Consider the following 15,237-nt stretch of genomic DNA (forward strand, 5'->3'; position numbering starts at 1 on the left):
TTCGATTTTGTCATCATTGAAATATGCTGCCATGTGCTGTTCGAATGGTCGAGCGCTAATTACGATGGCTCCATTCAAGGAGCTAAGCGATGTCGCAATGTCTGAAGCGCGTGGAATCCAAGCAATCGGGAAGGGAGTTTGTGACGGCCCATATCGTCAGTCTCGCGGGCGTCGCGTTCGCCGTTGCGGCGCTGACCACCCTGTTGGTGGCGGTGTTGCGGTAGGGGTCAGGATAAAAACAACCGCTTGCGAATGATGGCGTGTACGCCCCAGTTGCCGTTCACGACCTGCGTCACACCGAAATCGACGCCGACCGAAAGGATGGCGTTGGCCTCGTCCTCGGTCAGGCCGTGAACTTGCATCAGGAACCGGCGCGCCTTGTAGAAGGCGTCGCGTAAGGCGCTATCCAGCGTCGATTTCATGTAGATCTGGCTCTGCGCCTTCTGGCCCAACTCGGCGAGATGGTTGGGGGAACTGAAGCCGTGCACGATCCACTCGTTCGCGGTTTCCACCAACGGATAGGTCAGATCGGCGAATGGCGCGTTGGCCGCAATGGCGGCCTTCTTGTGCAAGATCAGTTGAATGTTGCCTGTGAGCGAACATTCGATGGCCGTACCGCCCAGTTCGGCATCGCCTTGCGACGCATGCGGGTCGCCGATCGACAGCAACGCGTTGGGCACCGCCACCTTCAGAAACACGCTGGATCCGCGCGTGACCCGCCAGTTGTCCAGATTGCCCGCGTAACTTGACGGCGGAATGGAGTCGATCAGCCCGTCTTGCGCAGGGGCCACCGCGAGTACGCCGAAGTGCGGTCGCAGCGGAATCTCAATGTCCTTCAGCGCACGATGATTCTTGGTGATCTTCGTGTGGTCGACGGGCACGCCGGGGTAGTCGATCGTCGCGTGCACGACGCCGAACGGGTCGCGCTGCGGCGTCCAGCGAAAGCTGTAGATCGCGCGTGCCACGCCGTCGTTGCGTTCGCAGTCGATCTCGAAAACGGTGACGACTTCACGCTCGCGCGGTGCCGTGAGCATGTCTTGATAGTGAAAGCCCCACCATGCCGACGCGTGTGCGCCGAACGCCTTACCCGCATACGCCGGGTTGGCACTGGGGCGCGGCTGCAAGTCGAGAATTCGGACTTCGAGGACGTCGCCAGGCATGGCGTCTTTCACGGCAATGGGGCCGGTGCAGATGTGGACACCGAAGCCTTCTCCGGCGCCGCGCCCGTAGACCGATGCGTCCATTGGGCCAGCACCGCGCCGGTCGACGTTCTTCTGCGTGGCGGTCCAGTGAAATACGCTCTCGGCCCCGGGGTCGCCTTGCACCATGCGCTCCCAGTCGTCGGTAGCGTGCTGGGTCAGGGTTTCGATCGTCACGGTGTCGCCCGATTCCACCGTCAACACGGGCGTCAAATCATGACTCAGATACCCCCAGTGCACCGACTCGCGGGTCGCGCGCAGATAGTGGTGCTGTCCCGTGTGATCCGAACCGTCGTTGTGAACATCGCTCGAATCGTGGGCTTCGGCGTGCAACTGGAGTGCCGCACGCCGGGCGCCGGTGCGCGCCGGGTCTGCCACTGAACCTGCGCTGCGTTGCGACCCGGTCGGCGGAAAGTCGGGATGGCCGCGCGATATCCGCGCTCGGGCGGGCAGGCTGCGCGCTTGCACGCTGAGTTCGCGATAGGCCTTTGGCGACACCCCGAACCGCTCGCGAAAGGCCTGACTGAAATACGACGGATCGTTGAAACCCCAGCGATAGCAGATGTCCGACACCGCTAGCTGGTCGTAAGCGGGGTTCGCGAGATCGGCGTGGCAACGCTCCAAGCGGCTATTTCGCAGATAGGTCGAAAAGCTATGACCGGAGTCTTCGAACAGTTTTCGCAAATAGCGATCCGAGACATGTTCGTCGCTGGCAATGGCTGAGAGCGACAAATCGGGCTCGGCAAGACGCGCCTGTATGCGATGGCAGATCCGTGCGAACGCGGTCGAGCGCGATGATGATAGCCCCGACGCGGTATGCGGTTTGGCGCTCGCGAGGGCCGAAGCCAGCAATTCCAGGAGCACCCCTTCGACCGGTTCAAGCGCCTGCCCATCGGGCTCCGGCATCGCATCGAGCTGATCGGCAAGCGTGCGCAGCAGACCGCCGAACAATCCGCCGACTGAAGGGTGCAGCTTGCAAGTACCGACGAGCGGCGCACTGGCCAATCGGGGCGCGATCAGCGCGTGCCGAACGTGCAGGGTGACGATGCGAAACGGAGTGCGGGCAACGAAATCGACGTTCTCCATGCCCGGAATGCAGACGATCTCACCGGTCGAGAGCGGTTCGTCGATCACGCTGCCAGTGAGTTCGGCTTGCCCGTCGAGCAACATGATCAGCAGATAGCCACGCTCACCGCCAGCACGTGCGGACACAATCTGCGGCGTTGCAGCAATGACGGAAATTTCGATACCGGCCGGCGTGCGATGCGAGAGCAACGTGCCGTGCAGCGGTTGCGCTAGCGCAGGCGAGCGGAAGTGCAAGCGGGCGTCGAGCAGCTTGGCTTGCCACGCAGGGCCTCGCTGGTCATGCGCGTACGACTCGGTAGAAAAATGCGCGCGATCCAAGGCCTGCCTCCTGCATAAGTAACGAAAGCCCGGGCCAGCGTGCTCAGTACGAACACTGGCCCGGGACGTGCCGCTAACGGGTTGTCGACGTTCGCGTGTGTCTAGCCGATGTGCAACTGGCCCCGCATGGCGGCAACGAGCACGAAACCGACGAAAGTGCCAAAGATAGCAAAAATACCACCGAGCACATTGGGCGCGGGAATCGGTGCCCGTACGCTCGTGTAGACGATGCCGGTGACCAGCCCGACAGCGGCCGCCTGAAGTTCAGTGGCGCCTAGCGTGAGTTCTACCATGACGCACTCCTCAGGATGACCGGGCTGGCCGCGCAGGCGGCAGTGCCTCGGCGGGCGGACGGCCGAACGTGACCGAACGCCGCCACGCCTGCACGATCAGATAGCCGAGGTACGTGAACACGATGGCAAAAATGCCACCGGCGACATTCGGCGCGGGAATCGGCAGGTTGAGCCACGAGTACAGCGTGCCTGTGACCAGCCCGACAACCAGGGCGACGATTTCGTTGCGCCCGACATAGACGTATTGCATGGCGTGGGCTCCTTACGGCTTCGTTAATTTCGAAGCGGCTTCCATCGCGTCGGTCGGCTCCGGCGGGAAGAGGCTGCGCGGCATGGTGCAGTGAATCCCTTGCGTGCCGTCGACCACTTGGGTGACGCCAAAGTCTGCTGCGACGCTCATCAGCGAGTAGGCGTCGTCGCGCGACAGTCCTTGCTGCTCGGTGAGCAGTTGCACCATGTCGCGTGCGGCGTTCTTGCCCGCTTCGTCGAGATCGGGGTGGAAACCGTGGACGATCCAGCAGTCAGGCGTTTCCAGCAGCGGCGACGGGAACTGGAAGTCCTTACGCAGCACGATCTGAAACAGCACGTTGAGCGATGCTTCGATGGCGGTGCCGCTGATCTCGCCATCGCCTTGCGAAATATGCGGGTCGCCAATCGAGAACAGCGCACCGTCCACTTGCACCGGGTAGTACATGGTGGCGCCCGCGCCGATACGCCAGTTGTCGATATTGCCGCCGTGCAGCCCCGGCTCGACCGTGGTCACACGCCCCTTGGCGTCGGGGGCGACCCCAGCGGTGCCCAGATGCGGGCGCACGGGCACGCGTACGCCAGCCAGCGCCGGTTGTTTGCAGCATTCGCGATGATCGACCACCTTGCCGGGCGTGGTGAGCTTGCCGGGATAGTCGAAGGCAAAGAGAGCGTGTGCCGTGTTCGAGCGGTTATCGAGCTCGTAAATGGTCACGCGTTCCTTCTTGAAGTCCTCGTAGAGTTGCCCCCAATGCGCGGCCACGTTCGCGCCGTAGCGAAAGCGCGGAATCATCTGGAGGTAGCGCACTTCTAGCATGTCGCCCGGCTTCGCGTCTTCCACAAAGATCGGGCCGGTCATGATGTGCACGCCGGGGTTGCGGTCCTCATGGGGAATCGTGTCGTAGATGGCGCGCACGGCGGCGTCCATCATCAGATCGGGGGCGTCGCCCGCGTGGTGCGTGACAGCTTCGGCGCGAATCAGATCGCCGCTTTTCACGGTCAGCGCGGGACGCTGGGTGGCGTCGAAGTAGCCCCAGTGCACGGTTTCCGGCCGTGCGGGAAGGTCGTGAAGCATGCCATGTCTCCTGATATTTCGTTTTAGGGTGAAGTCATGGTAGTGCCCGACAAAACCCGACGATTAGGAGCGTTTGACACGTTCTCTGTTGCTGGAAGGAACTAACGTTAACCCCGGTCTATGGGGAATGCCCGGTGCCGTTGACGGCGCGCCGGGCATGACATGGTGGGAAGTGCTCAGCGGCTGGCGAGCGTCGCGGCGGCCTCATCGACGAGCGCGGCAACCTCCACGGGCTTCGATGCCAGCGACGCATGGCTGGCCGGGAGCGTGATGACTTTCTTCGCGTTCAGCCGCGCCGCCATCATCGCCTCGTTTTCCGGGGCAATCATCCGATCGTCGCTGGAAATTTGATACCACGATGGTTTCACTTTCCATGCGGGGGCAGAGATGGTGTCGCCAAAGGTCGAGGCGAGGGGGGCTTTTTGCGTGACGGCCATCACGAGACCTTCCTCTGGCGTCAGGTCCTGACAGAAGCTCTCGTGGAATTTGTCTGGCTTGATCCACAGATAACCGTCGCTGTCCGGTGCCAGATTGGGAACGGCGACGGGAGGGTGTTGTTCGGTAATGCCGCCGGGGCTCTCTCCTGCGTCGGGCGCAAACGCGGCGATGTAGACGAGTCCTACGACGTTTGGCTGATTGCCCGCTTCGGTGATGACCGCACCGCCGTAGGAATGTCCCACCAGCAGAACGGGGCCGCGCTGCTGCGCGATCATCTTGCGCGTACGCTCTGCGTCGTCGGCAAGCGATGTCAACGGCAACTCGACGGCGTGAATCGACCTATATCCTTTGCGCGTCAGTTCGACGATGACCTTCGCCCAGTGCGCCGCGCCTCCCCAGAAACCATGAACCAGAATGACTGTCGGTTTATCGCTCATGCTCTGCTCCTAGTCGATACCCTTCGTCGGCGCATTTGCGATGCATAGCCTGCCGACGAGACGAGGCTATCCGGCGTCCCGGAGTAACGACTATAGGTGACGAATTCGTCGGGCGTGAGACAAGTTATGCCGCTTCGATGACGTGTTTCGATGACTCGTTCGATGAATGTTAAGCACGCATGACAAATAAGTAATCCGCGCTTCATGTTGTTGTTTGCCGCAGCTTCTTACGATGGTACCCAACAGTTCCACAGGGACTGACGTCTTCCCGAGTCATCTCAACTTAAAGGGGTATCACCATGATGAAACGCGCATTGCTTATCTCCACTTTTGCCACCCTCAGCGCCAGCGCCTTGATGTCGATGTCTGCACAGGCCACGGCACGCTACGACAACAACATGCCGCCGTTCGAGTCCGCTACCGGGTCGACGGTTGCCCGTGACGACGTCGCCAAGCAATTGAACGAGGCACATGCCAACGGCGTGCCGGTGCCGACCACGCTCAAGGCGCTTCAGGCGACCCAATCGCCGTCGAAGATGACGCGCGAGCAAGTGCAAAAGGAGTTGGAAGCGGCTGCCTCGCAGGGCCTGCTTAACCAGCCCGATTCGGTGTATCCGAAGTTGCCGCAGGTGGACTGACGACATGCGTCGGCGTCTCCTGTCTCTCGCGCCCGCCGTTGGGGCTGCATTCGCAGTCGTGCTGGTCACCGCTGGCACGGCGCAGGCCAACGACTTAGTGCCGTGTCGCTGGTTGGGTAAGCCATCGCAATGCGTCTCGGTGCCACTCGAAAGTGTCGACGCCGATGCGCAAGCGAAAGCGTTCTCACCGCCGCCGTCCGATGTCGCCCGGGTGTATCTCGTTCGCCAGCGAACGACCGACCCTCGCCGCGTGACGCCGGTCGACGTGGGCGCGGCACACGCAGGCGATCTCGCGCCGATGACGTATCTGGTGCTCGATCTGCCGCCGGGGGAACACCCGTTCACCGGTCAAGCCGATGGACCCTTCGGGCGGCGTCTGCGCCTCGACGGGGGGCAGACTTACTTCGCTGAGTTGCGCCTCACGCAATGGCTAAACACCATGTATGGCGCCATCGAACCGATGCCGGAAGCCGATGGACGGCGCGCTGTCGCCGCGTCTCGACTCGCCCGAGCGGGGCACGGGAGCACGCATCCGTGACAGCGCACCTCATCGGAAGATGACAAAAATGTAATCCCCGTTTCATGTTGCTGATCGCGGCCGGTCCTTAGGATGCCCGCTGACCGGTGCTTCACGAACGGTTTCCCCTTTCCTTGTCCGGCCGCGCTGGCAGATCGGCCACGATCTCCCCCCAGCCAGCGTGCCGGTCCTCTTTGCGCCCATGAAGATCACCCTCTATGCAACAGGCGTTGCCATGCTGCTGCTCGGCACCGCCACGGCAAGTGCACAGCCTGCCGTGAGTCCGGCGGATAGTTCATCCGGCCCCTTGGCGGCGCTCACGCTGGCGCAAGCCATGCGCAGCGCACTCGAGAACAACATCGGGCTGAAGGTGGCGCGACGAGAAATCGACGCGCAGTCGGGGGCGCTGCTTCAGGCGAGCGCACGTCCGAACCCCGAGCTCTCGGTCCTACAGGAAGATTTCCGCAGTACCACGCGCACGACCACGGCACAACTGACGCAGCCTATCGAGCTGGGCGGCCAGCGTAAATGGCGGGTCGAAGCCGGTTCCGCTGCGCAGCGTGCCGCCGAATTGGATGCCCAAGCCAGCGAAGCCGCTGTGCGCAGCGAGGTCGTCGCCCGCTACTACGAGACGCTGGCGAGCGCCGAGCTCGTCGACCTTGCGACGCAGACGGCCAGCATTGCGCAGGAAACCCACGCCGCCGTGCAGCGCCGGGTGAAGGCTGGCAAGGTCTCGCCCGTGGACGAAGGCCGCGCCCAGATTGCCGCGAATAACGCCCAGATCGAACTCGCGAGCGCCAATGCCGCGCGGGACCGCGCACGGGCGCGGCTCGCGCAGGTGCTCAGTGTCGGCGAAGCGCAGTTGCCCGGCACGCTCTCGGGCAGCCTCGACGCGTTGCCGTCACTGCCGGAATGGTCGCGTCTCGCGGCGGCGCTCGACATCACGCCTGCGGTGCGCTCGGCGAGCGAGGAGATTCAACGCCGCGACGCCCTCGCAAAACTGGAAAGCGCGCAGCGGATCCCCGACCTGAGTGTCACGTTGGGTTTGAAGCGCGTGACCGATGGCGGGCGCACGGATAACCAAGCGGTGGTTGGGTTGTCGATCCCATTGCCGATTTTCGACACGCGTCGCGGTGCCACGCTGGAGGCCGTGCAGCGTGCCGATATCGCGCGCGATGCCTATCTTGGCGTTCGCCAGCAACAACAGGCAACGCTTACGAGCGCGTACGCCGAATTCACCGCAGCACGCGAGGCAACGCGTCGCCTCAGGGACGACATCTTGCCGCAGGCGCAGAGCGCCTACGACGCGACGCGCCGCGGCTTTTTGCTAGGCAAGTTCGGCTTCCTCGATGTGCTCGATGCCCAACGCACGCTCGCCCAGGCGCGCTCCCAATACATCACGTCCGTCGCCAGCGCCTACAGCGCCTACGCCACGGTCGGCCTCGCCGTCGGCGGCAGTGTCGACGGCGTATCGCTGCTATCCCCCGAGCTTCTGACCCAATCGAAAATTCAGTGAGGAATGGTCGTGCAACGAGCAAAAAAGTGGATCGTTCTGGGCGGCGTCGCCGTGCTTTGCCTTGGTGCGGGCGCGAGCGTCATGTTGTCGGAAGGGCGGCGCGCCAATGCTGCGCCGGAGAAGAAGGTTGCGAAGGCGGAGACCGCCGACGGACACGCCGATCATGACGACGCTGGCGAGGCCGGGAAAGCTGACGATAAGCACGCACCGGGCGAAGCGGATCATGACGCACACGAAGAGAAAGCTACGGGCGAAGAACGTGTAAGCCTCACCGAGGCCCAGCAAACGGCCGCGGGAATCGAAATCAAAGTGGCGGGACCGGCACAAATCTCCGAGCAAATGGAATTGCCCGGCGAGGTTCGCTTCAACGAGGACCGGACGGCACACGTTGTGCCGCGCGTGCCCGGCGTGGTCGAGCGTGTCAACGTGAGCCTCGGGCAGCAGGTCAAACGGGGCGACGTGCTGGCTGTGTTGTCTAGCACGCAGGTGTCCGAGCAGCGGGCGGAATTGCTCACCGCGCAGGAACGCCGCAGCGGCGCGCTTAAGACGTACGAGCGCGAGAAGATGCTGTGGGAAGAAAAAATTTCGGCGGAGCAAGACTTCATCGCCGCCCAACAGGCGCTGCGAGAGGCCGACATCGCGCTTCGCAACGCACGACAGAAGCTCAGCGCCGTGGGCGCGGGCGCCGGTAACAGCGATGGCTTGAACCGCATCGAATTGCGCGCGCCGTTCGACGGGACGGTCGTCGAGAAGCATGCGGCGCTGGGCGAAGCGGTCACCGAGACGGCCAACTTGTTCACGCTCTCGGACATGGACACGGTGTGGGCGGAAATTGCCGTCCCGGCGCAGTCGCTGGGTGCGGTACGCGTCGGCACGCCCGTGACGGTGCGCTCGACAGCGTTCGATTCGCAAGCAAAGGGCACGGTCGCCTACGTCGGCTCGTTGCTGGGCGAACAAACGCGTACCGCTAAAGCACGCGTGTCGCTCGAGAATCCGGAGCGCATGTGGCGTCCCGGTGTGTTCGTGAACGTCTTCATCGGCACGAGTCAGGTCAACGTCCCCGTGGCCGTCACGGACGCCGCCATCCAGACTGTAGAAGGGCGCACGGTCGTGTTTGTGAAACGCGAGCAAGGGTTTGTCGCGACGCCGGTGCAGACCGGCCGCAAGGACGGCGCGTACGTCGAAATCGTCAGCGGACTGGCACCCGATACCCCCTATGTGGCCGCCAACAGCTTCGTGCTCAAGGCCGAACTCGGCAAGAGCACGGCCGAGCATAGCCACTGACCGCGGGAGCCTCACGCATGTTCGAACGCATTATTCAGTTCTCGATCGCGCACCGCTGGCTGGTGCTGATCGTGACCCTCGCCGTCGCGATTGCCGGTGTCTTTGCCTATCAACGGCTGCCCATCGACGCGGTGCCTGACATTACCAATGTGCAGGTGCAGATCAACACCAACGTACCGGGATACTCGCCGCTGGAGGCCGAGCAGCGCGTCACCTATCCGATCGAGACGGCTATGTCCGGCTTGCCGGGGTTGGAGCAAACGCGCTCGATGTCGCGCTATGGGTTGTCGCAAGTCACGGTCATCTTTAAAGACGGTACGGACATTTACTTCGCCCGCCAACTCGTCGGAGAGCGCATCGCGCAGGCGCGCGAGAAGCTGCCCAGCGGCATCAATCCGGAGATGGGGCCCATTTCCACCGGGCTAGGGGAAATCTATCTCTGGACGGTCGAAGCGACCCCCGACGCGCGCAAGCCGGACAACACGCCTTACACGACCACGGATCTGCGTGAAGTGCAGGACTGGATCATCAAGCCGCAACTGCGCAGTGTGCCGGGTGTGACCGAGATCAACACCATCGGAGGCTTCGCCAAGGAATATCAAATTGCCCCCGACCCTGCGCGTCTGATGGCGTACGGTCTGACGTTTGCCGATGTAGTGCGCGCACTGGATCGAAACAATGCCAACGTGGGTGCCGGGTACATCGAGCGGCGCGGTGAGCAATATCTGGTTCGCGTGCCCGCGCAAGTGGAGAACGCCGAAGATATCGGCAATGTCGTGCTCAACAATGTCACCGGTGTTCCGGTACGGGTGAAGGACGTCGCGGAGGTTTCCATCGGCCGGGAACTACGCACCGGTGCCGCCACCGAAAACGGCCGCGAGGTCGTCCTTGGCACTGTCTTCATGCTGATCGGAGAAAACAGCCGGACAGTGTCGCGAGCGGTGTCGGAGAAGATGATCGCCATCAACAAGAGCCTGCCGCCCGGTGTTTCGGCCATTCCGGTGTACGACCGCACCGTGCTGGTGGAAAAGGCCATTGCGACGGTCAAGAAGAACTTGCTCGAAGGCGCGGCGCTGGTGATCGCCATTCTCTTCTTATTCCTCGGCAACCTGCGTGCGGCGTTGATCACCGCGCTGGTCATTCCGCTCTCGATGCTCATGACCTTCTCGGGCATGGCGGCCAGCCGGGTCAGTGCGAACCTGATGAGCTTAGGCGCGCTCGACTTCGGCATCATCGTCGACGGTGCGGTCGTCATCGTGGAGAACTGCGTGTTGCGGTTGGCGCATGCACAGCGTGCCCATGGCCGTGCACTCACGTTGCAGGAGCGGTTGCACGAGGTGTTTGCCGCTGCCCGCGAGGCTAGACGCCCGCTGTTGTTCGGGCAGGCGATCATCATGGTGGTCTATTTGCCGATCTTTGCGCTGACCGGCGTGGAAGGAAAGATGTTTCATCCGATGGCGATGACCGTGGTGATGGCGCTCGGTGCAGCAATGGTGTTGTCCGTCACGTTCATTCCTGCCGCGGTGGCAGCGTTCATCGGCAACCGTGTCGACGAGAAAGAAAACCGGATCATGGGGGCCGCACGCCGCCTGTACGAGCCTGCGCTCGACTGGGCTTTCGGCAATGCCCGCATCGTGTTGGCCGGTGCGGTGATCGCGGTACTCGCGACGTTCGCGCTGGCGTCGCGATTGGGCAGCGAATTCATGCCCAATCTCAATGAAGGCGATTTGTCGATTCAGGCACTGCGCATTCCGGGCACCAGTCTCACGCAGTCGGTGCAGATGCAGCAGCAACTGGAGAAGGCCCTGGTCGCGCAACTGCCGGAAGTGGAGCGCGTTTTTGCGCGTACGGGGACTGCCGAGGTGGCCTCCGACCCAATGCCGCCGAACATCTCTGACGGCTACATCATGCTCAAGCCGAAAAGAGCTTGGCCGGATCCCAACAAGTCGCGCGAACAGTTGATCGAGGAAGTCACACGTATTGCCCAATCGATTCCTGGCAGCAGCTATGAATTCTCGCAGCCGATTCAGCTTCGTTTCAACGAGTTGATCTCCGGGGTGCGCAGCGACGTCGCGGTGAAGATTTTTGGCGACGACATGAACGTGCTCAACGAAGTCGCGGGCCGCATGAGCACGCGATTGCAGGCGATCCCGGGGGCGACGGAGGTGAAGGTCGAGCAAACGTCCGGCTTGCCAATGCTCACGATCAACATCGACCGCGCGAAGATCGCCCGTTACGGCATCAACGTCGCGGACGTGCAAGATACCGTCGCCGCAGCGCTCGGCGGGCAAACGGCAGGCACGCTGTTCCAAGGCGATCGCCGTTTCAGCATCGTGGTGCGCCTGTCGGATTCGGTGCGCGAAAACATCGACGCGATCCGTCGGCTGCCGATTGCGTTGCCAGCGGCAACTTCGGCCACGGGAGCCACGGGCAGCACGGGAGAGGCGTCGATGCTGCGGGCGGCGTTTATTCCGCTGTCTGAAGTGGCGACGTTGGATCTGAGCCCGGGCCCGAACCAGATCAGCCGGGAGAATGGCAAACGCCGCATTGTGGTGAGTGCCAATGTGCGGGGCCGCGATCTCGGATCGTTTGTCGAAGCGGCACGCGCCGAGATCGAACAGGTGGCGTTGCCCGCGGGCTACTGGACGGCGTGGGGCGGCCAGTTCGAGCAACTGCAATCGGCGTCCGACCGCCTGAAGATCGTCGTGCCCGTGGCGCTGTTACTGGTGTTCGCGTTGTTGTTCGCGATGTTCAATAACGTGCGCGATGGCCTCATTGTGTTCACCGGCATTCCTTTTGCGCTGAGCGGCGGGCTGGTCGCCTTGTGGCTGCGAGGCATTCCGCTCTCGATCACTGCGGCGGTGGGCTTTATTGCACTCTCGGGCGTGGCAGTGCTCAACGGATTGGTGCTGATATCCTTCATTCGCAATCTGCGATACGGCGGCAGCCCGCTGGATGTGGCCGTGCGCGAAGGCGCGTTGACCCGTTTGCGGCCGGTGCTGATGACAGCGTTGGTCGCATCGCTCGGCTTTGTGCCGATGGCCATTGCCACCGGCACGGGCGCAGAAGTGCAACGGCCTTTGGCCACGGTCGTCATCGGCGGCATTCTGTCTTCTACAATGCTGACGTTGCTGGTATTGCCGGTGCTCTACCGTGCGGTGTGCCGGCGCGAGTCGCAGGGCGGCGTTCCCGGTGGATGGGCTGCCCGGATCGGACGGAAATTGCGCCGCAAGGCATCGTCACGCAACGCCACTTAGGCGCCACTTAGGTTCCAATTAGGCATCGGGAAAGGATCGGCATGCGCATTCTTGTCGTCGAGGACGAGCACAAGACAGGGCAGTACTTGAAGAAGGGGCTGACGGAAGCGGGCTATGTCGTCGACCTCGCGGCCGACGGCGTGGACGGCCTTCATATGGCGACGACGCTCACCTATGACCTCGTCGTGCTCGACGTCATGCTGCCGGGCAAGGACGGCTGGCAAGTGCTTTCCGAACTGCGCGCGCAGCGCCATACGCCGGTCCTGTTCCTGACCGCCCGGGACGATCTCGACGATCGTATCAAGGGCCTAGATCTCGGCGCGGACGACTACATGACCAAACCGTTCGCGTTCGCCGAGTTGCTGGCGCGTGTGCGGACCATCTTGCGGCGGGGCCGCACCCGAGAGCCGGATGTTCTGCAAATTGGCGATCTCGAACTGAATTTGCTCGGTCACAAAGCCATTCGCCAAGGCACGAGCATCGCGCTGACCGCCAAGGAGTTTCTGCTCTTGGCGCTGCTGATGCGACGCCATGGCGAAATTTTGCCCAGAAGCCTGATCGCCTCGCAGGTGTGGGACGTCAACTTCGATAGCGACACCAATATTGTCGATGTGACGATGCGTCGGCTGCGCGCAAAGATCGACGATCCCTTCGCGACGAAAATGATCCACACCGTGCGCGGCATGGGCTACGTGCTGGAACTTCGTGAGCCGCGCGAGTCATGACGAAGACCGTAGAGTCCGCGCAGCGCGCGCGGTCCATGCGCGCGAGACTGACGTTGTTCATCGCCGGTTGCATGTTCTCGGTGCTGGCGCTCATGGGCTTGTATCTGTATTTCGCGCTCGCCGAGCAATTGCGGGCGCGCGCCTATCAAGACTTGCTGGGCACGGTCAGCTCGTTGCGCTCGGAGTTACGCGGCATTACGGACAAGTCGGAGATAGGCGCAAACCCACGCCGGTGGTACGACGCGACGCACGGCCATCAAAATCTGGACTTCGCCGTACTCGACGCCAACGGGAAGACATTGATTGCGAGCCGTGGCTATCGTGCCCCGGCGACGGCGCTGACTTACGTCGACAGCAAAAACATTCCGCACGAGCGTCATGTGCAGAAGATCGCCAACCCGGAACTTGGCGTGCGGCTGCGCTATGTCGCGGCAGACGATGTGATCGGTCAGGGCGGGGAGCACGTCATGATCGTGGTGCAGCTCGACCCGAGAGATCAGGTCAACGTGCTGGCGAGCTTCGCCCTCACGGCCTTGCTGGCGTTGATCGTGGGCACGGTGTTGGTGGCGGCGATGGCTTACTGGCTGGTCACGCTAGGGTTGAAACCGTTGCGCACGCTCACGCAGGCCGCTGAGCAGGTGTCGAGCGAGCGTTTGGGGCAGCCGCTGACCGATGACGACACCCCGGCGGAATTGCGAGACTTGTCGCACGCGTTCAATCGCATGCTTGGGCGGCTCAACGAGTCGTTCACACGGCTATCGCAGTTTTCGTCCGATCTGGCGCATGACCTGCGCACGCCGCTATCGAATCTGATGGGCGAATCGCAGGTGGCGCTCTCGCGCGAACGCACCCCGGCGGAGTACAAAGCGATTCTCGCGTCGAATATCGAAGAGTGCGAGCGTCTGTCGCACATGATCACGTCGATGCTGTTTCTCGCACGCGCCGACGCCGCGCATACGAAGCTGCAACGTGAGCCGACGGCGTTGCACGAACTGGCGGCGTCGATTGCTGACGACTTCGCGCCCATGGCAGAGGAGGGAGGTTTGACGATGACGGTGAGCGGCAATGTCGTCTGCCCCGTCGACCGGGGCTTGGCACGCCGGGCGCTCGCCAATCTGCTGACCAACGCGATTCGGCATTCCCGGCCGGGGACAATCTTGTCGATACGATGCTCACCGACCCTAGACGGTGCGGAAATTGCCGTGCACAACGTCGGCGACGTGATTCCTGAAGTGCATCTGCCGAGAATCTTCGACCGGCTATATCGCGTGGATCCGTCGCGTCACAACGCCGGGACTGCCCGCACGACGGGTACCGGGCTTGGGCTGGCCATCGTCAAATCGATCATGGATCTGCATGGCGGCTCGGTCACGGCCAGTAGCGATGCCGTCAACGGCACCGAGTTTCGTTTGCACTTCCCCGCGAAACCCGGAACTTAAGCCAATGTCACGTTCGCAACGCGCGCCTGAAGGGCCTGTAACGCTGGCTCATCCGCCGCTTGGCGATTCGTGATGAGCTGGTCGATTTTCGCGCTCGGGCAATAGCTGACTCGGCTGCAAAGCCCGACCTTGCTGTAGTCTGCGAGGATAAACGTTTGCGCTGCGTTGTTGACCATCGCACGTGCGACCTCGGCCTCCTGACGGTCAAAGCTCGACGCGCCGTAGTTGGCATCCACGCCCACGGGCGAGAGCAGCGCGATGTCGGCCCGGTAGCGATGCAGTTCTGCGATGGTCGTGTCACCGAACGTAGCGGGCAAACTCGCGCCCAGCGCACCGCCAAGCAGATACACCTGATTGCCGCGCCCCTCGTCGCTCGCGCGCTGCATATTCAGGGCGACATCGAACGAGTTGGTGATGATGGTCAGTCCTGAGAGTGCGGCGAGTTCCTCCGCGAGGATGGCGGTGGTGCTGCCTGCATCGAGAAACAGCGTTTGTCCGCTAGTGACCAGCGAGACGGCACTTTTTGCGATGGCCCGCTTGTATTTGATACGGGTGTTGGCTCGCTCGGCAATCGGCGGCTCGTCCTGAATGAGGACTGCGCCGCCGTGCACGCGCTTGAGTTCGCCCAGCGCTTCAAGTTCGAGCAAGTCGCGTCGCACGGTCTCGCGAGACACGTCGAGATCCGCGACGATGCGGTCTGTCGAGACGCGCGTATAGGCCGAGAGGAGCGCCCGGATGCGCGAAAATCGTTCTTCCTGCCACATGATGT

Annotated in this window: 14 protein-coding genes; 8 read left to right on the plus strand and 6 right to left on the minus strand. The window is 62.7% G+C overall.

Annotated features, from left to right (window positions below):
* Positions 1-89: 89 nt before the first annotated feature.
* Entirely contained in the window at positions 90-224 is a 135-nt protein-coding gene (locus PPN31114_RS26525; RefSeq protein WP_281350937.1) for a hypothetical protein, read from the plus strand.
* Positions 225-227: 3 nt separating this feature from the next.
* Here PPN31114_RS26525 and PPN31114_RS03475 read toward each other — a convergent pair whose 3' ends face one another.
* From PPN31114_RS03475 to PPN31114_RS03495, 5 genes are all read right to left on the minus strand, one after another.
* On the minus strand, positions 228-2,603 hold the full coding sequence (locus tag PPN31114_RS03475) for an acetamidase/formamidase family protein (protein WP_150678082.1): 2,376 nt from the start codon (positions 2,601-2,603) through the stop codon (positions 228-230).
* Positions 2,604-2,704: 101 nt separating this feature from the next.
* Positions 2,705-2,896, minus strand: a complete 192-nt coding sequence (locus PPN31114_RS03480; protein WP_150678083.1) for a DUF1427 family protein — start codon at positions 2,894-2,896, stop codon at positions 2,705-2,707.
* Positions 2,897-2,906: 10 nt separating this feature from the next.
* On the minus strand, positions 2,907-3,146 hold the full coding sequence (locus tag PPN31114_RS03485; RefSeq protein ID WP_150678084.1) for a XapX domain-containing protein: 240 nt from the start codon (positions 3,144-3,146) through the stop codon (positions 2,907-2,909).
* Between the two features lie 12 nt (positions 3,147-3,158).
* Positions 3,159-4,217, minus strand: coding sequence for an acetamidase/formamidase family protein (locus tag PPN31114_RS03490; protein ID WP_150678085.1), 1,059 nt, complete (start codon positions 4,215-4,217; stop codon positions 3,159-3,161).
* 176 nt (positions 4,218-4,393) lie between these two features.
* A complete protein-coding gene (locus tag PPN31114_RS03495) occupies positions 4,394-5,092 on the minus strand; it encodes an alpha/beta hydrolase (RefSeq protein ID WP_150678086.1) in 699 nt (232 codons plus the stop codon).
* A 299-nt stretch (positions 5,093-5,391) separates the two neighbouring features.
* On the opposite strand from PPN31114_RS03495, the gene PPN31114_RS03500 reads away from it, so the two are divergent.
* The 7 genes from PPN31114_RS03500 (at position 5,392) to PPN31114_RS03530 (ending at position 14,468) form a co-directional block, all read left to right on the plus strand.
* Positions 5,392-5,730 carry a DUF4148 domain-containing protein gene (locus PPN31114_RS03500; protein ID WP_150678087.1) on the plus strand — a complete coding sequence of 113 codons (339 nt, stop codon included), beginning with the start codon at positions 5,392-5,394 and terminating at the stop codon, positions 5,728-5,730.
* A 4-nt stretch (positions 5,731-5,734) separates the two neighbouring features.
* Positions 5,735-6,268 carry a hypothetical protein gene (locus tag PPN31114_RS03505; RefSeq protein WP_150678088.1) on the plus strand — a complete coding sequence of 178 codons (534 nt, stop codon included), beginning with the start codon at positions 5,735-5,737 and terminating at the stop codon, positions 6,266-6,268.
* Between the two features lie 181 nt (positions 6,269-6,449).
* Positions 6,450-7,763 carry a TolC family protein gene (locus tag PPN31114_RS03510; RefSeq protein WP_150678089.1) on the plus strand — a complete coding sequence of 438 codons (1,314 nt, stop codon included), beginning with the start codon at positions 6,450-6,452 and terminating at the stop codon, positions 7,761-7,763.
* Positions 7,764-7,766: 3 nt separating this feature from the next.
* The gene (locus PPN31114_RS03515) at positions 7,767-9,047 is read left to right on the plus strand and encodes an efflux RND transporter periplasmic adaptor subunit (protein WP_150678090.1); all 1,281 of its coding nucleotides are present in this window, start codon (positions 7,767-7,769) and stop codon (positions 9,045-9,047) included.
* A 17-nt stretch (positions 9,048-9,064) separates the two neighbouring features.
* Entirely contained in the window at positions 9,065-12,304 is a 3,240-nt protein-coding gene (locus tag PPN31114_RS03520; RefSeq protein ID WP_150678091.1) for an efflux RND transporter permease subunit, read from the plus strand.
* Between the two features lie 41 nt (positions 12,305-12,345).
* A complete protein-coding gene (locus tag PPN31114_RS03525) occupies positions 12,346-13,029 on the plus strand; it encodes a heavy metal response regulator transcription factor (protein WP_150678092.1) in 684 nt (227 codons plus the stop codon).
* Positions 13,026-14,468, plus strand: coding sequence for a heavy metal sensor histidine kinase (locus tag PPN31114_RS03530; RefSeq protein ID WP_150678093.1), 1,443 nt, complete (start codon positions 13,026-13,028; stop codon positions 14,466-14,468). The genes PPN31114_RS03525 and PPN31114_RS03530 overlap by 4 nt, the downstream gene beginning before the upstream one ends.
* On the opposite strand, the gene PPN31114_RS03535 is transcribed toward PPN31114_RS03530, so the two are convergent.
* Complete coding sequence (locus PPN31114_RS03535; protein WP_150678094.1) at positions 14,465-15,232, minus strand: DeoR/GlpR family DNA-binding transcription regulator; 768 nt, start codon at positions 15,230-15,232, stop codon at positions 14,465-14,467. The two genes, PPN31114_RS03530 and PPN31114_RS03535, sit on opposite strands and share 4 nt — an antisense overlap.
* Between the last annotated feature and the right edge of the window lie 5 nt (positions 15,233-15,237).

The organism is Pandoraea pneumonica (assembly GCF_902459645.1).
GTDB lineage: Bacteria > Pseudomonadota > Gammaproteobacteria > Burkholderiales > Burkholderiaceae > Pandoraea > Pandoraea pneumonica.